Source organism: Sphingomonas sp. Leaf5 (assembly GCF_001421155.1).
In the GTDB taxonomy this organism is placed as follows: Bacteria; Pseudomonadota; Alphaproteobacteria; order Sphingomonadales; family Sphingomonadaceae; genus Sphingomonas.
In genome coordinates, this window is sequence record NZ_LMJZ01000020.1 from 182,932 (window position 1) to 205,928 (window position 22,997).

22 protein-coding genes and 1 other RNA gene are annotated in these 22,997 nt (G+C 67.2%); 13 read left to right on the forward strand and 10 right to left on the reverse strand.

Going from position 1 to position 22,997, the window contains the following annotated elements; all coding sequences use genetic code 11:
* Positions 1 to 23: 23 nt before the first annotated feature.
* Positions 24 to 860 (reverse strand): ABC transporter permease, encoded by an 837-nt coding sequence (locus ASE50_RS13380; RefSeq protein ID WP_056401296.1) that lies wholly within the window; start codon positions 858 to 860, stop codon positions 24 to 26.
* Between the two features lie 86 nt (positions 861 to 946).
* On the opposite strand from ASE50_RS13380, the gene ASE50_RS13385 reads away from it, so the two are divergent.
* The 3 genes from ASE50_RS13385 (at position 947) to ASE50_RS13395 (ending at position 5,360) form a co-directional block, all read left to right on the forward strand.
* Positions 947 to 1,741, forward strand: coding sequence for a GcrA family cell cycle regulator (locus tag ASE50_RS13385; RefSeq protein WP_056401300.1), 795 nt, complete (start codon positions 947 to 949; stop codon positions 1,739 to 1,741).
* A gap of 265 nt (positions 1,742 to 2,006) precedes the next feature.
* Positions 2,007 to 3,986 carry a DNA topoisomerase IV subunit B gene (gene parE / locus ASE50_RS13390; RefSeq protein ID WP_056401303.1) on the forward strand — a complete coding sequence of 660 codons (1,980 nt, stop codon included), beginning with the start codon at positions 2,007 to 2,009 and terminating at the stop codon, positions 3,984 to 3,986.
* Positions 3,987 to 4,055: 69 nt separating this feature from the next.
* The gene (locus ASE50_RS13395; RefSeq protein WP_156347464.1) at positions 4,056 to 5,360 is read left to right on the forward strand and encodes a serine hydrolase; all 1,305 of its coding nucleotides are present in this window, start codon (positions 4,056 to 4,058) and stop codon (positions 5,358 to 5,360) included.
* Here ASE50_RS13395 and ffs read toward each other — a convergent pair.
* The 3 genes from ffs to tpiA form a co-directional block, all read right to left on the reverse strand.
* An RNA gene (gene ffs, locus ASE50_RS18330) (signal recognition particle sRNA small type) lies at positions 5,359 to 5,455 on the reverse strand. The genes ASE50_RS13395 and ffs overlap by 2 nt on opposite strands.
* Before the next feature lie 37 nt (positions 5,456 to 5,492).
* The gene (locus tag ASE50_RS13400; protein ID WP_056401308.1) at positions 5,493 to 5,894 is read right to left on the reverse strand and encodes a hypothetical protein; all 402 of its coding nucleotides are present in this window, start codon (positions 5,892 to 5,894) and stop codon (positions 5,493 to 5,495) included.
* Positions 5,895 to 6,073: 179 nt separating this feature from the next.
* Entirely contained in the window at positions 6,074 to 6,820 is a 747-nt protein-coding gene (gene tpiA / locus ASE50_RS13405; RefSeq protein WP_056401311.1) for a triose-phosphate isomerase, read from the reverse strand.
* A 129-nt stretch (positions 6,821 to 6,949) separates the two neighbouring features.
* On the opposite strand from tpiA, the gene ASE50_RS13410 reads away from it, so the two are divergent.
* The 3 genes from ASE50_RS13410 to ASE50_RS13420 all read left to right on the forward strand — a co-directional run bounded on the left by ASE50_RS13410 (position 6,950) and on the right by ASE50_RS13420 (position 10,990).
* Positions 6,950 to 8,899, forward strand: coding sequence for a peptidylprolyl isomerase (locus tag ASE50_RS13410; RefSeq protein WP_056401314.1), 1,950 nt, complete (start codon positions 6,950 to 6,952; stop codon positions 8,897 to 8,899).
* On the forward strand, positions 8,896 to 10,392 hold the full coding sequence (gene trpE, locus ASE50_RS13415) for an anthranilate synthase component I (protein WP_056401316.1): 1,497 nt from the start codon (positions 8,896 to 8,898) through the stop codon (positions 10,390 to 10,392). The genes ASE50_RS13410 and trpE overlap by 4 nt, the downstream gene beginning before the upstream one ends.
* A 160-nt stretch (positions 10,393 to 10,552) precedes the next feature.
* Positions 10,553 to 10,990 (forward strand): GNAT family N-acetyltransferase, encoded by a 438-nt coding sequence (locus ASE50_RS13420; RefSeq protein ID WP_056401319.1) that lies wholly within the window; start codon positions 10,553 to 10,555, stop codon positions 10,988 to 10,990.
* Positions 10,991 to 11,060: 70 nt separating this feature from the next.
* Here ASE50_RS13420 and ASE50_RS13425 read toward each other — a convergent pair whose 3' ends face one another.
* Together ASE50_RS13425 and ASE50_RS13430 are read right to left on the reverse strand one after the other, a co-directional pair.
* Positions 11,061 to 11,396, reverse strand: a complete 336-nt coding sequence (locus tag ASE50_RS13425) for a DUF423 domain-containing protein (protein WP_056401322.1) — start codon at positions 11,394 to 11,396, stop codon at positions 11,061 to 11,063.
* Positions 11,397 to 11,549: 153 nt separating this feature from the next.
* A complete protein-coding gene (locus tag ASE50_RS13430) occupies positions 11,550 to 12,692 on the reverse strand; it encodes a glycosyltransferase family 4 protein (RefSeq protein WP_056401324.1) in 1,143 nt (380 codons plus the stop codon).
* A 90-nt stretch (positions 12,693 to 12,782) separates the two neighbouring features.
* Between ASE50_RS13430 and ASE50_RS13435 the strand changes: the two genes are divergently transcribed.
* Entirely contained in the window at positions 12,783 to 12,995 is a 213-nt protein-coding gene (locus tag ASE50_RS13435; protein WP_056000044.1) for a DUF2945 domain-containing protein, read from the forward strand.
* A 101-nt stretch (positions 12,996 to 13,096) separates the two neighbouring features.
* Positions 13,097 to 14,467 (forward strand): DNA repair protein RadA, encoded by a 1,371-nt coding sequence (gene radA, locus ASE50_RS13440; RefSeq protein WP_056401329.1) that lies wholly within the window; start codon positions 13,097 to 13,099, stop codon positions 14,465 to 14,467.
* A 109-nt stretch (positions 14,468 to 14,576) separates the two neighbouring features.
* Here the strand turns inward: radA and ASE50_RS13445 are convergent, their stop codons facing one another.
* Positions 14,577 to 15,881, reverse strand: coding sequence for a tetratricopeptide repeat protein (locus ASE50_RS13445; protein ID WP_056401332.1), 1,305 nt, complete (start codon positions 15,879 to 15,881; stop codon positions 14,577 to 14,579).
* Positions 15,882 to 16,069: 188 nt separating this feature from the next.
* Here ASE50_RS13445 and ASE50_RS13450 point away from each other — a divergent pair, with 188 nt between their 5' ends.
* The gene (locus ASE50_RS13450) at positions 16,070 to 16,825 is read left to right on the forward strand and encodes a YaaA family protein (RefSeq protein WP_056401335.1); all 756 of its coding nucleotides are present in this window, start codon (positions 16,070 to 16,072) and stop codon (positions 16,823 to 16,825) included.
* On the opposite strand, the gene ASE50_RS13455 is transcribed toward ASE50_RS13450, so the two are convergent.
* From ASE50_RS13455 to ASE50_RS13460, 3 genes are all read right to left on the reverse strand, one after another.
* Complete coding sequence (locus tag ASE50_RS13455; RefSeq protein ID WP_056401339.1) at positions 16,822 to 17,010, reverse strand: hypothetical protein; 189 nt, start codon at positions 17,008 to 17,010, stop codon at positions 16,822 to 16,824. The two genes, ASE50_RS13450 and ASE50_RS13455, sit on opposite strands and share 4 nt — an antisense overlap.
* A 12-nt stretch (positions 17,011 to 17,022) precedes the next feature.
* The gene (locus ASE50_RS18820) at positions 17,023 to 17,184 is read right to left on the reverse strand and encodes a hypothetical protein (protein WP_156347465.1); all 162 of its coding nucleotides are present in this window, start codon (positions 17,182 to 17,184) and stop codon (positions 17,023 to 17,025) included.
* A gap of 193 nt (positions 17,185 to 17,377) precedes the next feature.
* A complete protein-coding gene (locus ASE50_RS13460; protein WP_056401342.1) occupies positions 17,378 to 18,985 on the reverse strand; it encodes a phosphoenolpyruvate carboxykinase in 1,608 nt (535 codons plus the stop codon).
* A gap of 263 nt (positions 18,986 to 19,248) precedes the next feature.
* Here ASE50_RS13460 and ASE50_RS13465 point away from each other — a divergent pair, with 263 nt between their 5' ends.
* The 4 genes from ASE50_RS13465 (at position 19,249) to rapZ (ending at position 22,983) form a co-directional block, all read left to right on the forward strand.
* Positions 19,249 to 19,956: a response regulator transcription factor gene (locus tag ASE50_RS13465; RefSeq protein ID WP_056401345.1), complete on the forward strand. Its 708-nt coding sequence runs from the start codon at positions 19,249 to 19,251 to the stop codon at positions 19,954 to 19,956.
* Between the two features lie 152 nt (positions 19,957 to 20,108).
* Positions 20,109 to 21,683 carry a stimulus-sensing domain-containing protein gene (locus tag ASE50_RS13470; protein ID WP_056401350.1) on the forward strand — a complete coding sequence of 525 codons (1,575 nt, stop codon included), beginning with the start codon at positions 20,109 to 20,111 and terminating at the stop codon, positions 21,681 to 21,683.
* Positions 21,680 to 22,093 carry an HPr kinase/phosphorylase gene (locus ASE50_RS13475; RefSeq protein WP_056401353.1) on the forward strand — a complete coding sequence of 138 codons (414 nt, stop codon included), beginning with the start codon at positions 21,680 to 21,682 and terminating at the stop codon, positions 22,091 to 22,093. Before ASE50_RS13470 ends, ASE50_RS13475 begins: the two co-directional genes overlap by 4 nt.
* Positions 22,090 to 22,983, forward strand: a complete 894-nt coding sequence (gene rapZ / locus ASE50_RS13480; RefSeq protein ID WP_414882225.1) for an RNase adapter RapZ — start codon at positions 22,090 to 22,092, stop codon at positions 22,981 to 22,983. The genes ASE50_RS13475 and rapZ overlap by 4 nt, the downstream gene beginning before the upstream one ends.
* Positions 22,984 to 22,997: the final 14 nt, after the last annotated feature.

Sequence of the window (22,997 nt, forward strand, 5' to 3'; positions counted from 1 at the left end):
GTACCGCCCCCGGGGGGCTTCCGTCAATTCTTGAGCTTCCACCCCGACCGCAGCAGCGCATAGCAGCCGATCGCCATCGCGATATCGACCGCGAGGATCACCGCACCGCCCAGCAGCACCGGCGAATCGGCGCGCTCGAGAAAGCCGTAGCGGAACCCGGAGATGATATAGAAAAACGGGTTCAGGTGGCTGATCGTCCGGAAATGCGGTGCCAGCGATTCGACCGAATAGAAGGTACCCGACAACAGGGTCAGCGGCCCGATCACGAAATTAGTGATGGCCGCGGCATGGTCGAACTTTTCCGCCCAGATCGAGGTCATTACGCCGGCGAGCGCGAGGAAGGTCGATCCGAACAGCCCGAACCACAGCACGGCGCCCGGATGCCGCGGCATGACGTGCACGCCCGGATACAACAGCATCGCGAACCACAGCACGATCCCGACGAGGAACGCGCGCGTCACCGCCCCGCCAACCAGCGCCGCCAGCAATTCGCCGGTGGACAGGGGCGGCATCAGGTAATCGACCACCGTCCCCTGGATCTTGCCGACCAGCAGCGCGAAGCTGGAATTGGCGAAGGCGTTGTTGAGCATCGCCATGGCGATCAGCCCCGGTGCGACGAAATCGGGGAACGGCACGCCCAGTACTGACCGCCCGGCCCCACCCATCGCCACCGAAAAGATGACGAGGAACAGCAGCGTCGTGACCGCCGGTGCCCAGATGGTCTGAAGCTGCACCTTGAAGAAGCGGCGCACCTCCTTGATATAGAGCGTGCGCAGGCCGCCCCAGTTGACGTTCCGGATGACCGGCACGCCGGGGTCGGCAAGGACGATTTTTGCGCGCAACGGGGATTGTTCCTGCATGGCTGTGTCGCCTAATCGCTGGCGAGGGCGGCGGCAAGGATCAAGGTCGTCCGGGCGCCACTGGAATATGAAGGACAAGGACGGGCATGAGCTGGACCGAAGAACGCATCGCGACACTGGCCAAGATGTGGGAATCGGGGATGACCGCCAGCCAGATCGCCGAGGAGCTCGGCGGGATCAGCCGGAACGCGGTGATCGGCAAGGCGCATCGTCTGGGCCTGCAATCGCGCCCGTCGCCGGTGCGGTCGAACGACGCGTCGAAGGCCGCCGCCGCTGCCCCCAAGCCCGCTCCGGTCGAGCCGGCTCCGGTGGTCGAGGTCGCGCCGCCTGCGCCCAAGCCCGCCCCCGAGCCGAAACCGGTGCCCGAACCCAAGCCCGCGCCGGTGGTTGCCGCTGAACCGGTCGCGACCAAGCCGGCCGCTCCGAAGCCCCCGGTCGAGGACGATCCGTTCACGCCCCTTCCCGTCAGCGCCGATGACGCCGACGAGGAGGATGAGGAAGAAGCGGAAGACGACGCCCCCGCTGCTCCGAAACAGCGCGACATGCCGGTCATGCGCTCGGTCGGTCCCGGCGGTTTCCTGCGGCAGAATCCGGGTGAACAGACCGCACCGCTGACCCCTGCCCCGCCGCGCCGTCTGGTCCCGGCCCGGCCGAGCGATGCGATCGCGGGCAAGACGACGTTGCTCGATCTGAACGACCGAATCTGCAAATGGCCGATCGGCCATCCGGGCGAACCCGATTTCCATTTCTGCGGTGACAAGGTCAATCCGGGCTTCCCGTACTGCGTCGCGCATTGCGGCCATGCCTATCAGGCGCAGCTCCCCCGCCGCGACCGCCGTCCGCCGCCGCCGCTGCCGTATGGTGGGCCTAGGGTTCGCTGATGCCGAGCGCGCAAGTCCGGGTCTAAGCCCGGACGCGCACCGGCGCTCAGCCGGCCGGCGCGGCCCAAAGCCGCGACCGACGGCATGGGCTTCGCCCATGCCCGCCCCAATTTCCGCGTCCCCGGGCTTGACCCGGGGTCCCGCTTCTCGTGTGACGACGGTCAGAAGCGGGACCCCGGATCAAGTCCGGGGTGACGAAGTAATATGGGCCATCGCCCCCCACCCCCGCTTTGCGGATGACCCCGTTTCGTTCTATACGCCCCGCATGGCCGAAAATCTGTTCGAAGCGAACGTTCCTTCCCAGCCCGCCTATGACGCGTCGTCGATCGAGGTGCTGGAGGGGCTGGAGCCGGTCCGCCGCCGGCCGGGCATGTATATCGGCGGCACCGACGAACGCGCGCTGCACCATCTGGCTGCCGAAGTCCTCGACAATGCGATGGACGAAGCGGTCGCCGGTCATGCAAACCGGATCGAAGTGCAACTGGATGTCGGCAACCGGTTGACGATCATCGATAATGGCCGCGGTATCCCGGTCGATCCGCACCCCAAATTTCCCGACAAGTCGGCGCTCGAAGTCATTCTGTCGACGCTGCATTCGGGCGGCAAGTTCGCGGGCAAGGCCTATGCCACGTCGGGCGGCCTGCACGGCGTCGGCATCTCGGTCGTCAACGCGCTGTCGATCGATACGGTAGTCGAGGTCGCGCGCGACCGGCAGCTATATCGCCAGCGTTTTTCGCAGGGGCAGACGCTCGGCGCGCTCGAACATGTCGGCGCGGCCCCCAATCGGCGCGGCACGCTGGTCGCGTTCACGCCCGACGCCGAAATCTTCGCCGATCTGCAGTTCAAACCCGCGCGGCTGCACAAGCTGGTACGATCGAAAGCCTATCTGTTCGCCGGCGTCGAAATCCGCTGGAAATGCGCCCCCGAACTGGTCGCCGGCACCGACGTACCCGCCGAAGCCGTCTTCCAGTTTCCCGGCGGCCTCGCCGACCATCTGCGCGAACAGGTCGGCACCCGCGAATGTGCGACTGCCGATTTCTTTACCGGTCGGCAGGATTTCCCGGGCGAACAGGGCCGGGTCGAATGGGCGGTCGCATGGCCGCTGTGGAGCGACGGCAGCTACAGCTATTACTGCAACACCATCCCGACGCCCGATGGCGGTACCCACGAACAGGGACTGCGGCAGGCGCTGGTCCGGGGGCTGCGCGGGTTCGCCGATCTAGTCGGCAACAAGCGCGCCAAGGACATGACCGCCGACGACGTCACGGTCGGCTGCGAACTGATGCTGTCGGTGTTCATTCGCGAACCGCAATTCCAGAGCCAGACCAAGGATCGCCTGACCAGCGTCGAGGCGGCGAGCCTCGTCGAAAAGGCGGTACGCGACCATTTCGACCATTTCCTCAGCCACAATATGGACCGTGGCAAGGCACTGCTCGGCCTCGTGCTCGACCGGATGGACGAACGCCTGCGCCGCAAGGCCGAGCGCGAGGTCAAGCGCAAGACCGCGACGTCGTCGCGCAAGCTGCGCCTGCCCGGCAAGCTGACCGACTGCGCTTCCGATGACCCCGCCGGCACCGAATTGTTCATCGTCGAAGGGGACTCGGCGGGCGGTTCGGCCAAGCAGGCGCGCGACCGCAAGACGCAGGCGATCCTGCCGATCCGCGGCAAGATTCTGAACGTCGCCTCCGCGACCAGTGCCAAGATCCTCGCCAATCAGGAAATCGCCGATCTGGTCCTCGCCATGGGCTGCGGCACGCGCAAGGACTGTCAGCCCGATGCGCTGCGCTACGAGCGTATCGTCATCATGACCGACGCCGATGTCGACGGCGCGCATATCGCGACGTTGCTGATGACCTTCTTTTTCCAGGAAATGCCGGAGGTCGTGCGGCGCGGACACCTCTATTTGGCGCAGCCGCCGCTGTACCGGCTGACGGTGGGAGCCAGGTCGCTCTATGCCCGCGACGATGCGCACCGCGCCGAGCTGGAACGCACCGCGTTTCGCGGCAAGAAGGTCGAGGTCGGCCGGTTCAAGGGGCTGGGGGAGATGAACCCCGGCCAGCTTCGCGAAACGACGATGGACCCGAAGACGCGCAGCATGATCCGCATCACCCTGCCGCAGGAATATGAGGAGCGTGCGGCGGTCAAGGATCTGGTCGACCGGTTGATGGGCACCAACCCCGCGCACCGCTTCGCCTTCATTCAGGAGAATGCCGCGCGGCTCGACGACGAAGTCATCGACGCCTGAACCTCCGCCTCAGTTGACGGTCGGCACGGCATGCGCCACCCTCGGATCAGGGGATAAGGGGGAATTCGAATGCTGGCGGCAACGTTCCTGATGGCAGCGGCAGCACAGACGGCACCCGCACCGGCACCGGCCGCAAATGCCGAGGTCGAGCGCCGGGCGCGCGACGTCGTGGCGATCCTCTCCGGTCAGGGCGACTATGATTCGGTCTTCTCGCCGTCCTTCCGCACCGCCGTGCCGCGGGCGCAGTTCGACGCGATCGGCGCGCAACTGACGCAGGCACTCGGCAAGCCGACCAGTGTCGAGGCGGTGCAGCCGACCGGACCATGGTCGGCACGAATCCGCATCGGCTATGATCGCGGCGTCCTCAATGCGGACCTGACGATCGACCCGACCGGGGCACACCCGATCACCGGTCTCCTGACCCGCGGCATCGAACCGCGTGGTCCGGTCGCCGCGACGATCGATGCCGTTGTCGAACAGGTCGCCGCCCTGCCCGGCCATGGCGGCTTCACCCTCGCCAGGATCGGCAGCGGTGCCCCGCAACCGCTTCAGAGCCATGCTGCGTCCACACCGCTCGCGATCGGTTCGGCGTTCAAACTCGTGATCCTCGCCGAACTGGTGCGATCGATCGAGGCAGGCGAGCGGAAATGGAGCGACGTCGTCACGCTCGACGGAGCGGCGCTGCCGGGCGGCGGCTATGCCCAGCAGCCGAAGGGAACGCGGGTTCCGTTCCGCGACCTCGCCGAACGGATGATTTCGGTCAGCGACAACAGCGCGACCGATATCCTGTTGTTCCAGCTCGGCCGGCAGAAGGTCGAGGCGATGTTGCCCGTCGTCGGCATGACCGATGGCGGGACGCGCAACGTCCCGTTCCTCGGCACCCTCGAAATGTTCAAGCTGAAGGGCGTCGAGGGCGGCGCGCTGGGAACCCGGTATCTGGCGCTGCCGACGGCGCAGCGTCGCGCGTTCCTCGACGGGCCGGTTCGCGACACGCCGATCGCGGCGATTCCCGCCAATCTGTTTCAGGACGGCAAGCCGCTGCGCATCGAACAGATCGAATGGTTCGCCAGCCCGAACGATCTGGTGCGGACGATGGACTGGCTGCGACGGCACTTCGACGGATCGGCAGGGGCGGACCTCCGCGCCGTCCTGTCGAAAAACCCCGGCCTTGCCGAACCGGCGGCGAACTGGCGCTATGTCGGTTACAAGGGCGGGTCGGAGCCGGGCGTACTCACCATGACGTTCCTGCTGCAGGGCAAGGACGGCGGTTGGTACGCGATGTCGGGCGGCGTCAACGATCCGGCGAAACCGGTCGATACGCTGCGGTTCACGGCGTTGATGGGTCGCGCGCTGGACCTTGCCGCGCAGCGATAGAGGTGGGAGCCGGACGACCCGCTGCGAAATCGTTGCGGCTGCTTCCTTCCGGACCTGACCGGGTTGGCGACGGCATCGTCCGCCCGACTCCCGCGCGCCATATGGGCGAAGCGTCGCGCCGACGCAAGTCCGTCAGTTCACCTTGCGCGGCAGTCGCGAATAGGGGACGAAATCGTCGAGCGACAGCGACCCGCTGAACATCTGCGAATTGCGGTCGACCAGCGTGACGATATCGATCCGGCACAATCGCGTTCCGATCGTGCGGGTTACGAGGATGTCGTCCCGGTCGGCGATCGTGCCGCCCGCCGGCCGGTTGACCATCAACGTGCCGTTGTTCATCCGATAGACGATCCCGATATTTGGGACGATCTCGCTCGATCGAATGTCGCGCAGGTTGATGCAACCCACCGGCTTGCCCATCGTCCGCCCCTCGACGATGCGCGCCAGCTCCGCCTCGCCGGCCGCGACGCGGTCCTGCGCGACGACCGGGCTGGCGATCAGGGCGGAAGCAAGGATCAGGATCGGCAGGCGCATGGCGTAGGGTCCCGGGAAATAGAGATGCGCACGTTCCTACACGATTGTAACTGAACGCACGCTGACGGACGATCAACGCAGTCGACCGCCCGTCCGCTCCCTGCCAACCTGAAGGCTGTTTGAAAACTCGCGGTAGAGCGAGTTTCGCAGGCGGTGCCGGCGCATTTCCAAACGGACTCTTACAGCGCGGCGGCAGCTTCGATAATCGGCACGAACTTCGCGGCGGTCAGGCTGGCCCCGCCGACCAGCGCCCCGTCGACATCCTCGATCGACAGGATCGATCCGGCATTCGCACCGGTGACCGATCCGCCATAAAGGATGCGGATGCCGTCGGCGGCATCGCCGACCATCTGGCGCAGCTTGGCGCGGGCGATCGCATGGACCTGCGCGATTTCGTCGGCCGATGGCGTGCGGCCGGTGCCAATTGCCCAGCGCGGTTCGTAGGCGAGCGTGAACCAGTCGCCGCTGGCACCTTCGGGCACCGATTTTTCGATCTGCGCCTGCACCACGCGTTCGGCGCGGCCGGCGTCGCGTTCCGCCTCGGTCTCACCGCAGCACAGGATCACGGCCAGACCCTGCCGCCGGGCGGCGGCAGCCTTGGCCCATGCATCGTGGCTGGTTTCGTTCTGATCGGTGCGGCGCTCGCTATGGCCGACGATCACGACCTGCGCCCCGACCTCGCGCAACATCTCGGCCGACAGGCAGCCGGTATGCGCGCCGCGGTCGTTGGCATGCACGTCCTGTCCGCCGATCTGCACCGATTTGGCGATCTCGGCCGCGTGGTGGACCAGCGTGGCCGGCACACACAGCGCGACATCGACGCCCGGCGCGGCGGCGGCGGCGGCATCGATCGCCTCGATCTCGGCCAGTTGCGCCCGCAGCCCGTGCATCTTCCAGTTCCCCGCGACCAGCTTGCGACGACTCATCGTTCCGGCTCCCAGCCCGTTTTACATGTTCTACAGCCGATAGCGTGTCTGGCGGTCCGCGCAACCTTGAAGCGGCGGCGGCGCGTCTCTAAAGCAGCCTCCTTTCATTCCTCGCGATCGGTTGTACGGATGCTCGGTTTCTTCAGGCGCATGACCAAGTCGAAGGTCGGCATCTTCATCGGCCTGCTGCTGCTGGTGACGATCGCCATCGGGTTCGCGATGGCGGATCTCCAGAGCCTGCGCCCCGCATCGATGGGCGGTGGCGGCGCGGCGGTGGCGAAGGTCGGCGATCAGGAGATCGGCGACGTCGCACTGCGCGAGCGGATCCAGAACGACGTTCAGAATGCTGCGCAGCGTCAGCCGGGACTGACCGCCGCGCAATATATCGCGGCGGGCGGGTTCGAAGGATCGCTGGAGCGGGCGATTTCGGATTCGGCGCTGATGCAGTTCGCGAAAGATCACGGCCTGGCCGTCAGCGACCGCTATATCGACGGACAGATCGCCAGCCTGCCCGCGTTCCAGGGACTGGACGGCAAATTCAGCCAGCAGGCGTTCGATCAGGCGCTGGCCCGCGCCCGGATCACCCCGCAGCAGTTGCGTGACGATTTCCGCCGGACGGTGCTGACCCGGCTGATGCTGGCCCGCACAATCGAGAACAGCTTCATGCCGCAGCAGCTGGCGCTGCCCTATGCCTCGCTGTCGAAGGAAGCGCGCACCGGACAGGTCGCGATCGTGCCGACCGCCGCGTTGCCCGCCCCGGCCGCGCCGACCGAACAGCAGTTGCAGGCCTATTATACCGCCAATCGCGGCCGCTACACGATCCCGGAGCGCCGGGTGCTCCGCTATGCGGTCATCAGCCCGGCGAGCGTCGCGGCACAGTCTGCGCCGACCGATGCCGAGGTGCAGACCGCGTATCGCACCAACGCCGCACGGTTCGCACCGTCACAGACCCGCACGATATCGCAGGTGGTCGTCGCCGATCAGGCGGCGGCGAACCGCGTCGCGCAGGCGGTTCGCAGCGGCCAGAGCGTTTCGGCCGCCGCCGCCCCGCTCGGGCTGGAAGCGACCACGCTGACCGGCCAGACCCAGGGTCAGTTCGCCGCGCGGACCTCGGCCGAGATCGCCACCGCCGCCTTCGCCGCGCAACAGGGTGCGGTGGTCGGCCCGGTACGCTCGCCGCTCGGCTTCGTGGTGCTGAAGGTCGATACGATCACACAGCTGCCCGGCAAGACCATCGAACAAGCGCGCCCCGAACTGATCGCCGAACTCACGAAGACCAAGAGCGCGACGGCGCTGGGCGCGGTGCAGGAAAAGATCGACGGCGGCATCACCGATGGCGCGACTTTCGACGAGATCGTCGCCGATGCCAAGCTGACTGCGCAAGCGACCGCGCCGATCACCGCGCAGGGTATCGACCCGATGAAGCCCGGCCAGCCCGACCCGGCGCTGGCCCCGATCATCGAAGCCGGCTTCGCGGCCGAGGCCGGTGACGCGCCGCAGATCGTGCAGACCCAGGCCGACGGCACCTTCGCGCTGGTCGCGACCGGCGACGTGACCCGTGCCGCGCCGCGTCCGCTGGCGGACATTCGCGCGCAGGTCGTCGGCCAGTATCTGAAGGATCAGGCGATGAAGGCCGCGCGGATGATCGCGCAGCAGATCCTGACCAAGGTGAATGGCGGCATGCCGCTGAACACCGCCGTGGCGCAGTCGGGGGCTCGCCTGCCCGCGCCGCGTCCGGTGACCGCTTCGCGTCTGCAATTGTCGCAGTTGGGGGCACAGGTGACGCCGGCGCTGTCGCTGATGTTCTCGATGGCGCCGAAAAAGGCCCGGCTGACGGCCGCGCCCGATGGCGAGGGCTGGATCATCGTCTATCTCGATTCGATCGCGCGCGGCGATGCGAGCGGCGACAAGGCGGCGATCACCGGCGTCGGTCGTGAACTGGGACGGATCAGCGGCAATGAATATGCCGAACAATTCGTTGAGGCGGTGCGCCGGCAGGTCGGCGTGACGAAGAATGCTGCCGCGATCGGTCGCCTGCGGAACGAACTGGCCGGAACGGCCGCCCCCGCCGCGCAATGAACGCGGTCTCGGGGGTAGCGGCGGCGCAGGTCGCGCTGGCGGCCGGCCGTCCGGCGCTGGTGTGGACGACCCGCGTCGCCGATACCGAAACGCCGGTCGCCGCCGCGCTGAAACTGATCCAGCCGGGACGCGGCGACTTCCTGCTCGAATCGGTCGAGGGCGGATCGGTGCGGGGCCGGTACAGCCTGCTCGGCCTCGCCCCCGATCTGGTGTTCCGGGCGCAGGGGCATGACGCAGCGATCAATCCGCACTGGCTGAGCGACCGCGATGCGTTCGCGCCCTGCGCCGAACCGACGCTGACGGCACTGCGCACGCTGGTCGGGGAATGCCGGATGGAGGTGCCGGCCGCGCTGCCACCGGCGCTGGCCTGTCTGGTCGGCTATTTCGGCTATGAGACGGTCGGGCTGGTCGAGCAGTTGCCGCAGGCCGCCGAGGATGCGCTGGGCCTGCCCGACATGATGTTCGTGCGGCCGACGGTGCTGCTTGTATTCGACCGCCTGTCCGACACGCTGTTCGTCGTCGCGCCCGTCTGGCCGGGCGCGTCGGTCGAGCGCGCGGTCGAGCGGATCGAGGCGACCTCCGCCGCACTCGACGCGGCCGCCCTGCCCGCGCCCGCGCGACTGGCCGAAGCGCCGGAAATGGCGCTGACGCCGACCCTGCCCGCGGGCCGCTATGGCGAGATGGTCGCGGCGGCGAAGGAATATATCGCGGCGGGCGATATCTTTCAGGTCGTGCTGGCGCAACGCTTCACCAGCCCGTTTCCGCTCGAGCCGTTCGAATTGTATCGGGCGCTCCGGCGGATCAACCCGTCGCCGTTCCTCTACCATCTCGACCTGCCGGGCTTCGCGCTGACCGGATCGAGCCCCGAAATCCTCGTCCGGCTGCGCGATGGCGAGGTCACGATCCGGCCGATCGCCGGCACGCGGCCGCGTGGTGCGACGGCGGCGGAGGACGAAGCGAACCGGACCAGCCTGCTCGCCGATCCCAAGGAGCGGGCCGAACATCTGATGCTGCTCGACCTTGGCCGCAACGATGTCGGGCGGGTCGCATCGACCGGCAGCGTGCGGGTCACCGACAGCTATACCGTCGAATTCTACAGCCATGTCATGCACATCGTGTCGAACGTCGTGGGCAAGCTGCGTGACGACGCCGATGCGCTCGACGCGCTGTTCGCGGGCTTCCCGGCCGGCACGGTATCGGGCGCGCCCAAGGTGCGGGCGTGCCAGATCATCGCCGAGCTGGAACGCGAACGTCGCGGTGCCTATGCCGGCGGGGTCGGTTATTTCAGTCCCGACGGATCGATGGATTCGTGCATCGTGCTGCGGACCGCCGTGGTCAAGGACGGGGTCATGCACGTCCAGTCGGGCGCAGGCATCGTCGCCGACAGCGTGCCCGAATATGAACAGCGCGAGTGCGAGGCAAAGGCCGGCGCGCTGCTGGCGGCGGCGCGCGAGGCGGTGGCACAGGCCGCGAAGGCACGTTTCGGACAATAGGCACGAAACGGGCGGGGTTTGCGCTACGTTAAGGTTGCGCGACGTAGTCGTGCGACCGCAGGCGTCGTACAAGCCATTGGTATCGATCGATTCCCTGCACGAAATGTGATTCGGCGTATGCGCGGAAGTCGACACCGACGCGCGGTCAGCGAGGGAAGCCATGGGTACGATCCGCCGTGCGACGTTGCAGGATATCGATCGCATCGTCCCGTTGTTCGATGCGTATCGGCAGTTTTACGAGCAGGACAGCGACCCCGACGGCGCGCGTGCTTTCCTGATCGAACGGATCGAACGGGCGCAGTCGGTCCTTCTGCTGGCCGACGACGATGCCGGCTTCGCGCAACTATATCCGAGTTTCTCGTCGGTGCGGCTGCGGCCGACCATGATCCTGAACGACCTGTTCGTGCGGCCCGAGCTGCGCAGCCACGGGATCGGGGCGGCGCTGCTGCATGCGGCATGTGACGTCGCGCGCGACTCCGGCGCGGCGCGCATGTCGCTGGCGACCGCGGTCGATAACAGCGCGGCACACGCGCTGTATGTGCGCGCCGGATGGACGCGCGACGCGCAGTTCCATACCTACGCGATCGCGACGGGCTGAGCGTCCGGTCGACAGAGCGGAGGCCGGGTCTGTCCGATACCCGCTTCGATATTGCTCCCGCCGCGGCCCGTTACCGCCGCAAGGCGAGCCAGCCGAGCCATAGCCAGCCGACGATCATCGCCAGCCCGCCCAGCGGCGTGATCGGTCCCAGCACCCCGCGCGGGCCGCCCAGCGCCATCGCGTAGAGCGAACCGCCGAACAACAGACCACCCGCGACGAACAGCCAGCCCGGCCCGCGCGCGCCGAGGTTCAGCGCGACCAGTGCGGCGATGGCATGGGCGAGTTGATACTGGCCACCGGTCTTGAACCAGTCGACCGCCGGTCCCGACGCACCATGGGCACCGAACGCGCCGGCGGCGACCGCCATCGCACCCGACAGGGCGGCGGCAAGGAGGAGAAGGTTCATGGGCGGCTCCGGCGATAATCGTTGGCTTGTTTCGGTCGAGTGTAGCGGAAAAGCCATCGGGGGGCGGACGTAGTTCCTTCGATCGCACCATTGCTCGCAGCGGCTTGGGCTTGCTGTTACGGTGAAAGGGTCGGCGCGCGGCCGAACGCGCCCTTACCCGCGCACGATCCGCAGATAGGCATCCAGCACCGCCTGATTGGCGCGGCCCCATTCATATTCCTTGGCGTCCTCATGGCCCGCCAGTCCCATGCGCCAGCGCATATTGGCATCCTCGCACAGCCGGGCGATGGCATCGGCATAGGCCGGCACGTCGCGCGGCGGCACGAGAAAGCCGGTGCGCCGGTCGTCGACCAGCCCGACCGCACCCGACGCACGCGCGGCAACGACGGGGACCCCCGCCGCCATCGCCTCCAGCGTGACGTTGCCGAACGTCTCGGTGATCGACGGGTTGAAGAACACGTCCATCGACGCGACCGCCCGGCCGAGATCGTCGCCTGCCTGAAACCCCGCGAAGACCGCATGCGGCACGCGTTCGGCGAACCAGTCGCGTGCCGGCCCTTCGCCGATCACGAGGATGCGGTGCTTGACGCCGCGCCGCTGCAATTCGGTGGCGACGTCCGAGAAGACGTCGAGCCCCTTTTCCAGAACCAGCCGCCCGAGAAAGCTGACGGCGACCTCGTCGTCGCCGATGCCGATCGACCGCCGCCAGTCGAAATCGCGCATCGCCGGGTTGAAACGGTGATGATCCACCCCGCGCGACCAGATGCCGACCGGGCTGGTCACGCCCCATTCGTGCAGCAGTTCGGCCATGCCCCGACCGGGCACCATCACCTGATCGGCACGATTGTAGAATCGTTTCGACACGCCGCGCGCAACGGGTTCGAGGAAACCGATGCCGTAATATTGCGGGTAGGTTTCGAAGCGGGTGTGGAGCGAGGCGAGCGTCGCGACCCCCTGTTTCCGGGCCCAGCTGAGCGCGCGATGACCGAGAATGTCGGGGGCCGATACATGGACGATGTTGGGCCGGAACCCTTCGAGGTCGGCGCGGGTCTTCGTGGTCAGCCCGCGCGCCAGCTTATATTCGCCGCGTCCGCCGGGCATGCCATAGGCTGGCACGCTGACCAGATCGCCGGTCGGCGGGAATGCCGGATTGGCGACGGTCGGCGAATAGACGCGAAGCGTGACGTCGCGGTCGAGCAGATGCCGGGCGAGCCGGTTAAGCGCCTGGTTCGCGCCGTCGCGGACATAATTATAGTTTCCGCTGAACATCGCCACGCGGAGTTGGGAAGCCTTCATCCGTGGCCCATAGCGCGCACGCGCGCATCACGCCACCGGAACGCATTGCGGCTGCGGACGGTTGACCGTGCCGACGACAGGAGTGGGCAGATGAGCGACAGCTACAAGACGGGTGCCAAGGTATCATGGTCGTGGGGCAACGGCACCGCCGAGGGCAAGGTCGAGGAACGGTTCGAACGGCGGGTGCAACGGACGATCAAGGGCACGAAGATCACGAAGAACGGGACCAAGGAAAACCCGGCCTATCTGATCGAACAGGAAGACGGGGCCAAGGTGCTGAAGCGCGGCAGCGAACTGGACTGAATTTTCGCCCGGCGGGGGCGATGCGCGGCGTTCGCCCTGCCGGTCACGGGGATGATCGTTGCGATATTCCCCTTTCGTTCCGCTTCTGTTAGGGCGCTGTCATGGCAAAACCCCAGAAGCGCTATGTCTGTCAGCAATGCGGATCGGTCTCGTCCAAATGGGCGGGGCAATGTGGCGATTGCGGCGACTGGAACACGCTGGTCGAGGATGCCGGGGCGGTCGTCACTCCGTTTTCGGCGCGGCATAACCTGCAAAGCGGCGGCCGGCCGATCCTGTTATCCGGCCTCGATAGCGACATCGCGCTACCCGATCGGCTGACGACCGGGATCGCCGAACTCGATCGCGCGCTAGGCGGCGGCTTCGTCGAGGGGTCGGCGACGTTGATCGGCGGCGATCCCGGCATCGGCAAGTCGACCCTGTTGTTGCAGGCCGCGGCGAAGCTGGCGCTGGCGGGCAAGGGCGTCGCCTATGTCTCAGGCGAGGAAGCGGCCGATCAGGTGCGGTTGCGGGCGCGCCGCCTCGGCCTTGGCAACGCGCCGGTGCAACTGGCGGCGGCGACGTCGGTCCGCGATATCCTGACGACGTTCGGCGGGGCGGCGGCACCCGATCTGCTCATCATCGATTCGATCCAGACGATGCACAGCGACCTGATCGAAGGGGCGCCGGGCACGGTCAGCCAGGTGCGGGCATCGTCGGGCGAACTCATCCGCTTCGCCAAGGAACGCGGCACGGCGGTGGTGCTGGTCGGCCATGTGACCAAGGACGGATCGATCGCCGGCCCGCGCGTGCTCGAACATATGGTCGACACGGTGCTGGCGTTCGAAGGCGAACGCAGCCACCAGTATCGCATCCTGCGCGCGGTCAAGAACCGCTTCGGCGGTACCGACGAAATCGGCGTCTTCGCGATGGAAAGCGAAGGGTTGTCCGAAATCTCGAACCCTTCGTCGCTGTTCCTGACCAGCCGTGACGAGAATGTCACCGGCACGGTGGTGTTCCCGGCGCTGGAGGGCACGCGGCCGGTACTGGTCGAGGTGCAGGCGCTGACCGTCCGACTGGCGTCGGGGGCCACGCCGCGCCGCGCCGTGGTCGGTTGGGATTCGGGTCGGCTGGCGATGATCCTCGCCGTGCTGGAGGCGCGGTGCGGTTTGGCGTTCGCGACCGCCGAGGTCTATCTGAACATCGCCGGCGGCTATCGGGTGACCGATCCCGCGGCCGATCTGGCGGTGGCGGCGGCGCTGGTCTCGGCCCTGTCCGAACGGCCGGTGCCGTCGGATGCGATCGTGTTCGGCGAAATCGCGCTGTCGGGCGAGGTACGGCCGGTGGCGCATGGCGCGCTGCGGTTGAAGGAGGCCGGAAAGCTCGGTTTCGGCCGGGCACTGGTACCGTCCTCGCAAAGCGCCGAAGGCGGCGCGGTGAAGCTGTCGGGCTTCAAGGATCTGCCGCGTTTCGTGGATCACATGCTGGGACGGTAAGCGCGTCTCCGCGCGAATTGCGCACGCAGGCGTAGTTTGACCCGCCCCAAATGAAAACGGCCCGGACAGTCGCCTGTCCGGGCCGGATTGCGCAACGCGTACGATGCGATCAGTTGTTGCCGACGACCGGGGTCGAGGCGACGATGCGCGGCTGATCGACGAACAGCGTCCAGAAGGTCGCGATTTCGCCGCGTGGGCCGGCGGTCACCTTGGCGAACGACGCCTTGGCTTCGGCGGCGTTGCCCGAACGGGCCTGCGCGATGCCGATGCGCGTGTTCACTTCGTCGGCATCGACGCCGCCCTTCTGCAGCGCCAGCTGATACAGCTCGATCGCCTTGGCGTTGTTGCCGGTCGCCAGATAGACGTTGCCGGCAGCGGCCGCCGCGCGGCCATTGGCACCCGCCTTGGCACGGGTTTCGAGCACGGTGACCGAACCATCGGCCTTGATCTGGGTCTGGGCGGTCGTCTTGATGCCGTTGAACACCGCTGCCGATGCCGGGATCTTGCCCAGCGCGCGACCTTCGTCGATCAGCGTGACGGTTTCATAGGGCAGGCCGATGTCCTGCGTAACCTGCGTATATTCGCGATAGTCGTTCTGGTCGGCCAGCGACTTGGTATCGCGCATCAGGCGAAGCACGTCGACACGCGCCTGATTGCCGAGCGTCGCACCGTTATTGTCGGCGCGGTCGCGGAACAGGATCAGCACCTTGCGCCAATTCGCCTGCGTCGGATATTCGGTCAGCTGACGACGCGCCCACTGGCCGGCCTCGGCCGAACGCTTCGACTTGTACAGCTGCGAGATCATATAGTCGTACCACTGCGACGGCACCGGCTGACCGGCGGCCTTCTTGGCGGCGATGACCTTTTCCATGTTCTGGACGCCGGCATCGATATTGCCGCCTTGAATCTCGATCTGGGCAAGGCGCAGGTCGAGATCGGGGTCCTTGTAGCCGGCCTGCTGCGCACGCTGGAAGAACTGCTTGGCAGCGTCACCCTGCTTGGCGTCGAGCGCGAGGACGCCGCGGTTGTAATACAGGCCACCGCGCTCTTCGGGCTTCAGCTTGGGGCTGGCGAGCAGCTCGTCGATCGCCGCGGCGAGGGCCGGGCGGTCGTTCTTCGCCTGTGCGGCCTGCACCTTGATCTGCGCGAGGAAATAGGCCTCGTCCTGATTGCCCGCGGTCGCTGCGGCCTGTGCGGCGGCGATCTGGGTATCGGCGGTCGCGAAGTCCTTCGCCTTGATCGCGGCGTCGGCGGCGAGCGCGGCGGTACGGAACGCTTCGCTGACCTGGATCTGCGGCGCGGCGGCGGCCGCTTCGTCCTTCTTGCGCTTCTGCGCGTCGGCCGGCGGGGCGACGACCAGGGTTGCACCCAGGCCGAGCATGGCGGCGAGGGCAGCCTTGGAAACGAACGTCATGCCGTGATCTCTCCCGAAACTGGTACCGGAGCAACGCCCGGCAGGCGCCGCCCCTGTATGTCCTATGACGCATCCGCACAAGCGGGCGCGCGCGTCGTCCGATGCCGGACACCGCGTGAACGCGCGTTGAACGGTTCGGCTCCCTGCCGCCCTTTGACGGCGGCTTTGCAGGCGGATAGGCGGCGGCGATGATCGCGATCCTTTCCCCCGCCAAGACGCTCGATTACGACAGCCCCCTGCCCGCCTTGCCGCAGCACAGCATGCCGCGCCTGCCCGATCAGACCGGACAGATCGCGCGCGGCGCGGCGCGGCTGGGGGCCGCCAAGCTGGCGAAGCTGATGAAGATTTCACCGAAACTGGCCGAACTGAACGCCAGGCGCTATCGCGCCTTCGCCGATGCGCCCGAACGGCCGGCGATGCTGGCCTTTGCCGGCGACGTCTATACCGGCTTCGATGCGAAGTCGCTGGAGGAACCGGGCTTTGCGTTCGCGCAGGATCATGTGCGGATCCTGTCGGGGCTGTACGGGCTGTTGCGGCCGCTCGACGCCATTCGGCCCTATCGGCTGGAAATGGGCACCCGCTGGGCACCCGGACGGTCGAGCGATCTCTACGGGTTCTGGGGCACCCGGATCGCGGCGCTGCTGGTCGACGACGTGGCGGCAAGCGGCGATGCGGTGGTGCTGAACCTCGCCAGCCAGGAATATTGGCATGCGGTCGCGGGGAAGCTGCCCGACGGGATTCGCGTGATCGACATAGACTTCCGCGAGGAAGGTCCCGACGGGCCGCGCTTCGTCAGCTTCCACGCAAAAAAGGCGCGGGGAATGATGGCGCGGTGGATGTGCGAACACTGCGTGACCGACGTCGATGCGATGCAGGGATTCGACAGCGACGGCTATCGCTTTGTGGGTGCCGAGGGCAATCGCTGGACCTTCGTGCGCGGTTAGGTGAATAGCGACAGGATCGCGAGGACGACCGACGATCCGGCGAGCGGGCCGATGAACATTACCAGCAGGAAAACGGCGATCGTGCCGATCATCACCCGTTCCTGCGGCGGGCTGAGCCGTGCGGGGGGGCGGGGCGGTTCGTAACCGTCGGGCGGTGGTGGCCATGCGTTGGAGTCGTAGAACATCGCCCCTCCCCCTCAACGGCGCGCCGCGACGACGATCGCGGCACTCGACAACAGGATCGCCGAAACCAGCGCCCCGATCGACAACAGACCGATCGGCGTGACCGACACTTCCACCTTCAACCGCAGCTTGCGGCCGGCGCGCAGCGTCAGAGCGGCGTGATTCGGATCGGTCATCCGCCTCACAACGCCGAAGTCGCGATTGTTATCCCGGGGCATGGCGAGCGTTGGGGAGAAACCGGGTGTCCTTCCCGCGCATTCGGGGAAGACGTGCGGCAGCTGCGCCTGCCGGTCCCGGCCGGTGCGGGGACGACGTCACGAACGGAAAGGCGCCCCCGCTACATGGCGGGGGCGCTCCCTCTCCTACCGCTTACGCGAGTTCGCGTGCCTTCGGTGCGGCATCGCGAACGCCGGCGTCGACCGCGTCGGCGAACTGCGCGAAATTGTGGTTGAACAGATCGACCAGCTTGGCAGCCGTGCGATCATAGGCATCGCCATCGGCCCAGGTCGACCGCGGGTCGAGGATCGCGCCGTCGACGCCCGGCACCGAAACCGGCACGTCGAACCCGAAATTGGGATCGGTGCGGAATTCGCCATCGGCCAGCGACCCGTCGAGCGCGGCGTTGAGCAGCGCGCGCGTCGCCTTGATCGGCATGCGGCGACCTTCGCCATATTGGCCGCCGGTCCAGCCGGTGTTGACCAGCCAGCACGCGACATTGCCCTTGGCGATACGTTCCTTCAGCAGATTGCCATAGACCGACGGGTGGCGCGGCATGAACGGTGCCCCGAAGCAGGTCGAGAAGACCGGTTCCGGCTCGGTCACGCCGATTTCGGTGCCGGCGACCTTCGACGTATAGCCCGACAGGAAGTGATACATCGCCTGATCGGGGGTCAGCCGCGCGATCGGCGGCAGGATGCCGAACGCGTCTGCGGTCAGCATCACCACGTTGCGCGGCGTTGGCCCCATATTGTCGGCCGACGCATTGGGGATGCAGTCGATCGGATAGGCCGCGCGCGAGTTTTCGGCGATGCTCGGATCGTCGAGGTCGAGCGTGCGGGTGTCGGGGTCCATGACCACGTTTTCGAGGACGGTGCCGAAACGCTTGGTCGTGGCGAAGATTTCCGGTTCGGCCTCGGCCGACAGGCGGATCATCTTGGCATAGCAGCCGCCTTCGAAATTGAAGACCGCCGTGTCCGACCAGCCATGTTCGTCGTCGCCGATCAACGTGCGGCTGGCATCGGCCGACAGCGTCGTCTTGCCGGTGCCCGACAGGCCGAAGAACACCGCCGTGTCGCCGTCCGGGCCGATATTGGCCGAACAGTGCATCGGCATCGTGCCGGTTTCGGGCAGCAGGAAGTTGAGCAGGCCGAACACCGACTTCTTCATTTCGCCGGCATATTGCGTGCCGCCGATCAGGATCAGCTTTTCGGTCATGCTGACCGCGATCACCGTCTCGCTGCGGCAGCCGTGACGCTCGGGATCGGCGCGGAAGGTCGGCAGGTCGATGATCGTGAAGTCGGGCACGAACCCGGCAAGGTCGGTGACGTCCGGACGCACCAGCATCGTGCGGATGAACAGGTTATGCCACGCCAGCGTGTTGATGACGCGCACCTTTACCCGGTGTTCGGGCTGCGATCCGCCATACAGGTCCTGCACGAACAGCGTCGGTTCGGTGGTCAGCTGTTCGAGGAAGTCCGCCTTCAGCGCGGCGAAATGTTCAGGGTTCATCGCGCGGTTGGTCTTGCCCCACCACACCGTTTCTTCGGTGATGGCGTCGCGGACCATGAACTTGTCCTGCGGGCTGCGGCCGGTATGCCGGCCGGTGGTGACGACCAGCGGGCCGTCCTTGGCCAGCCGCCCCTCGCCACGGGCCACCGCCTGTTCGACCAGCTGCGGCGTCTGCAGGTTCCAGTGCACATTGGCCCCGGTCTCGATCTCCATCGCAGCCAGTCCGTATTCCGGCGTCACGATCGCCATGCTGCCATTCTCCCTGTCGAATCACCGGCGGCGAACGCCCTGTCCGTCGCCTCGCTATGTGTTCGCTATGCTTCCCCTATGCTTGCCGACGCCGCGCGTCAAACGCGTTAAACATCCTTTTCGACGGTGCGTTGATTACCCGCGATCGAAACGGGAGGCCTGCTGATCTTTCCCAATTATATGACCATTTGACATTGCCGGGGGCATTGAGCCGAACGCCCCTTTCCCGTAACCCTGCCGATGATGCAGACGGACCCGATGCAATGACCGCGACGATCGCCCTGGTCGATGACGACCGCAACATTCTGACGTCCGTCTCGATCGCGTTGCAGACCGAGGGATTCGTCACGCGCGTCTATTCGGACGGCGAAGTGGCGTTGAAGGCGTTTGCCGAGAACCCGCCCGACCTCGCGGTCCTCGACATCAAGATGCCGCGGATGGACGGCCTCGAACTGCTCCGCCGGCTGCGCGAGCGCAGCCGGCTGCCGGTCATCTTCCTGACCAGCAAGGACGACGAGCTGGACGAGGCACTGGGCCTTGCCATGGGTGCCGACGATTATATCGCCAAGCCGTTTTCGCAACGGCTGCTGATCGCGCGCATCCGCGCCATCCTGCGCCGTGCCGAACCGGCCCAGCCGGGCGAAGCAGGCGGCACCGAGGGCGCGCAGCCGGTGCTGGAACGCGGGCGGCTGGCGATGGACCCGGCGCGGCACAAGGTGACGTGGCACGGCGAGAACGTGACGCTGACCGTCACCGAATTCCTGATCCTCGAAACGCTCGCCAGCCGTCCGGGCATCGTCAAGACCCGGAACCAGTTGATGGACGCCGCCTATCAGGACGACATCTATGTCGACGACCGCACCATCGACAGTCATATCAAGCGCCTGCGCCGCAAGTTCCGGCAAGTGGACAAGGACTTCGACGCGATCGAGACGTTATATGGCGCGGGGTATCGGTTCGCCGACGATTAGGGTGGGGAGCACAGGCGCGCCCCGCCTGCCCAGCCACTCGGTCGTACCCCCGCGCAGGCGGGGGTCCAGAGTTCCACCCGCCGACTGTTGTTCTGCCTGGATCTGGCCCCCCGCCTGCGCGGGGGTACGGCTGCGGCGTGCAGGAATGCCACATGTCCGACGCTGACCCCATCGACCGTCCGCCCGACGAAGGTGCGCTCTCGCTGCGCTGGTCGGGCCGGGTATCGCTCACCCCGCGCATCCTGTTCGTCAACATCTTCGCGCTCGCCCTGCTCGCGGGCGGGTTCTTCTACCTCGACAGCTACCGCGCGCGCATCGTCGATGGCCGGGTGGCGCAGGCCGAGCGCGAGGTGCGGCTGATCGCCGAGGCGCTGACGCTGTTGTCGCCCGACGAGCGCACCGACGAAATGGTCCATTTCGCGCGTAAATCGGGGCTGCGGCTGCGCATCTACGACCGGCGCGGCCGACTGGTCGCCGACAGCCGGCAGCTGGGCGTGCGCAATTTCCAGCTGCGCGATCCCGACAAGGATGGCTGGCAGCAGGATGCCGCCCGCGCGCTCGACGCGGTGATCGATACCGTGGTCCGCAACGATCGCGACCCGCTCTACCGCGAACGCGCGCCGGGTCGCGGCCTGCGCTGGCCCGATGTGGTGACGGTCCGCACCACCGGCGGCACCGCCGCGACCGTGTGGCGCGCGCCCGACCGGACGCCGGTCGTCACCGCCGCCGCGCCACTTCCTGAGGACCGGGTGCTGATGGCGACGGTCAACGCCCGCGACATTACCCAGACGGTGCGGACCGAACGCGCGCGGCTGAGCATGGTCCTTGCGGTCGCGGTGATCCTGTCGGTGCTGTTATCGCTGTTCCTCGCCCGCACCATCGTCCGCCCGATGCGGATGCTGGCGCGCGCCGCAATCCGGGTGCGGCTGGGCCGCGACCGCGAGGTCGTGGTGCCGCGCCTGCCCAGCCGCCGCGACGAGATCGGCATGCTCGCCCGCTCGCTGTCCGACATGACCGCTGCGTTGCGCAGCCGGATCGATGCGACCGAAGCCTTTGCCGCCGACGTCACCCATGAGCTGAAGAACCCGCTCGCCTCGCTGCGGTCGGCGGTCGACGGGCTGGCGACGGTCCGGGACCCCGACCTGCGCAACCAGTTGCTGGCGATCGTGCAGGACGACGTCCACCGGCTCGATCGCCTCATTACCGATATCTCCGATGCGTCGCGGCTCGACGGGCAATTGGCGCGGGCGAAGTTCGAGGATGTCGATCTGGCGGCGTTGATCGCGGCGCTGGTCGCCTACCGCGTCGATCGCGGCATCGACCGCGACGTGACGCTCCGCTTCGATCGCGACAGCGACGATCCGCTGGTGGTGCATGGCGAGGGTGCCCGGCTGGAACGGGTGTTCGCCAATCTGATCGACAACGCCATCTCCTTTTCCCCACCCGGCGGCGAGGTGCGGATCGGCGGCGGCAACGACGGCGATCTGGTCGAGATCGAGATCGTCGACGACGGCCCCGGCGTGCCCCCCGAACAGCGCGAGGCGGTGTTCCGCCGCTTCCATTCGGTCCGCCCCGGCGGCGAGGCGTTCGGCCAGCATTCGGGCCTCGGCCTTGCCATCGCCCGGACCATCGTCGAAGGGCATGGCGGTATGATCGCCGCCGAATCACGCCGCGACAGCCGCGAGGGCGCGCGCTTCGTCGTACAGCTGCCGATCGCCGGGGCATGAGCGAACCGCCGATCCACGCCGGTTGCGTCGCGATCCGCGGCGTCGGCGTGCTGATCGCCGGTCCGTCGGGATCGGGCAAGTCGGACCTCGCGCTGCGCCTGATCGAGCGCGGCGGGGTGCTGGTCAGCGACGATTACACCCTGCTCCATGTCGACGCCGGCACGCTCCACGCCACCGCGCCCGCGACCATCGCCGGCCGGATCGAGGTGCGTGGACTGGGCATCGTCGATCGCCCGACCATCGCCAGCATCCCCGTCGCGCTGTTCGTCGAGGCCGGCATCCCCGATCGCCTGCCCGAACCCATGACGCGGACACTCGCCGGCATCGCCATTCCCGCCTACAGACTGGCGTTGCTCGAAGCCTCGGCACCCGCCAAGATCGACCTCATGCTCGACAGGATTCTCCGATGATGCGCCATGCCGATATCCTGCTCATCACCGGCATGTCGGGGGCGGGCAAATCGACGGTGCTCAAGACGCTGGAGGACAGCGGCTGGGATATCGTCGACAATCTGCCGTTGCGCCTGCTCGGCAATCTGATCGCCGCCAGCCCCGCCGATGCCGAACGGCCGCTGGCGATCGGCATCGGCACCCGGACGCGGGGGTTCGACGCACAGCAGATCGTCGACCGCATTCGCGACCGCCCCGATCTGGGCGTCAGCGTACTGTTCCTCGACAGCGGCCAGGCCGAGCTGGAGCGCCGCTATAACGAAACGCGCCGCCGCCATCCCCTTGCCACCGATCGCACCGCCGCCGACGGGATCGAGCGCGAGCGCGAGGTGCTCGAACCGCTGCGGTCGTTCGCCAACCGGCTGCTCGACACCACCCATTTTTCGCGCAACGCCTTGGCCGAATGGGTGCGCGAGACGTTCGCCGCGCCGGGCAGCGCCGATCCGGTGCTGTCGGTCTATTCGTTCGGGTTCGCGCGCGGCGCGCCGCGCAACGCCGATATCGTGCTCGACATGCGGTTCCTGCGCAATCCGCACTGGGACCCGGTGCTGCGGCCGGGCACCGGTCTCGATGCCGATGTCGCCGCCTATGTGCAGGCCGATCCCGCCTATGACGCCGCCATCGCCTCGTTCGAAACGATGCTGGCGACGCTGCTGCCGCGCTACAGGGCGGAGGGCAAATCCTATGTCACCATCGCGTTCGGGTGTACCGGCGGGAGACACCGGTCGGTCCATGTCGCCGAACGCATGGGGGCATGGTTGCGCGAGCAGGGTTTTTCGCCCACGATAGAACATCGCGATCTCGGCACCGCGCCGCAGGACTCGCTGGAAGGCGCACGGCGCGCGCCATGACGGATGTAGGAACG

Excerpts from the sequence above, each read along its gene's own strand:
- ASE50_RS13380 (WP_056401296.1), bottom strand. The coding sequence starts at position 860 with ATGCAGGAACAATCCCCGTTGCGCGCAAAAATCGTCCTTGCCGACCCC.
- ASE50_RS13385 (WP_056401300.1), top strand. The coding sequence starts at position 947 with ATGAGCTGGACCGAAGAACGCATCGCGACACTGGCCAAGATGTGGGAA.
- parE (WP_056401303.1), top strand. The coding sequence starts at position 2,007 with ATGGCCGAAAATCTGTTCGAAGCGAACGTTCCTTCCCAGCCCGCCTAT.
- ASE50_RS13395 (WP_156347464.1), top strand. The coding sequence starts at position 4,056 with ATGCTGGCGGCAACGTTCCTGATGGCAGCGGCAGCACAGACGGCACCC.
- ASE50_RS13400 (WP_056401308.1), bottom strand. The coding sequence starts at position 5,894 with ATGCGCCTGCCGATCCTGATCCTTGCTTCCGCCCTGATCGCCAGCCCG.
- tpiA (WP_056401311.1), bottom strand. The coding sequence starts at position 6,820 with ATGAGTCGTCGCAAGCTGGTCGCGGGGAACTGGAAGATGCACGGGCTG.
- ASE50_RS13410 (WP_056401314.1), top strand. The coding sequence starts at position 6,950 with ATGCTCGGTTTCTTCAGGCGCATGACCAAGTCGAAGGTCGGCATCTTC.
- trpE (WP_056401316.1), top strand. The coding sequence starts at position 8,896 with ATGAACGCGGTCTCGGGGGTAGCGGCGGCGCAGGTCGCGCTGGCGGCC.
- ASE50_RS13420 (WP_056401319.1), top strand. The coding sequence starts at position 10,553 with ATGGGTACGATCCGCCGTGCGACGTTGCAGGATATCGATCGCATCGTC.
- ASE50_RS13425 (WP_056401322.1), bottom strand. The coding sequence starts at position 11,396 with ATGAACCTTCTCCTCCTTGCCGCCGCCCTGTCGGGTGCGATGGCGGTC.
- ASE50_RS13430 (WP_056401324.1), bottom strand. The coding sequence starts at position 12,692 with ATGAAGGCTTCCCAACTCCGCGTGGCGATGTTCAGCGGAAACTATAAT.
- ASE50_RS13435 (WP_056000044.1), top strand. The coding sequence starts at position 12,783 with ATGAGCGACAGCTACAAGACGGGTGCCAAGGTATCATGGTCGTGGGGC.
- radA (WP_056401329.1), top strand. The coding sequence starts at position 13,097 with ATGGCAAAACCCCAGAAGCGCTATGTCTGTCAGCAATGCGGATCGGTC.
- ASE50_RS13445 (WP_056401332.1), bottom strand. The coding sequence starts at position 15,881 with ATGACGTTCGTTTCCAAGGCTGCCCTCGCCGCCATGCTCGGCCTGGGT.
- ASE50_RS13450 (WP_056401335.1), top strand. The coding sequence starts at position 16,070 with ATGATCGCGATCCTTTCCCCCGCCAAGACGCTCGATTACGACAGCCCC.
- ASE50_RS13455 (WP_056401339.1), bottom strand. The coding sequence starts at position 17,010 with ATGTTCTACGACTCCAACGCATGGCCACCACCGCCCGACGGTTACGAA.
- ASE50_RS18820 (WP_156347465.1), bottom strand. The coding sequence starts at position 17,184 with ATGACCGATCCGAATCACGCCGCTCTGACGCTGCGCGCCGGCCGCAAG.
- ASE50_RS13460 (WP_056401342.1), bottom strand. The coding sequence starts at position 18,985 with ATGGCGATCGTGACGCCGGAATACGGACTGGCTGCGATGGAGATCGAG.
- ASE50_RS13465 (WP_056401345.1), top strand. The coding sequence starts at position 19,249 with ATGACCGCGACGATCGCCCTGGTCGATGACGACCGCAACATTCTGACG.
- ASE50_RS13470 (WP_056401350.1), top strand. The coding sequence starts at position 20,109 with ATGTCCGACGCTGACCCCATCGACCGTCCGCCCGACGAAGGTGCGCTC.
- ASE50_RS13475 (WP_056401353.1), top strand. The coding sequence starts at position 21,680 with ATGAGCGAACCGCCGATCCACGCCGGTTGCGTCGCGATCCGCGGCGTC.
- rapZ (WP_414882225.1), top strand. The coding sequence starts at position 22,090 with ATGATGCGCCATGCCGATATCCTGCTCATCACCGGCATGTCGGGGGCG.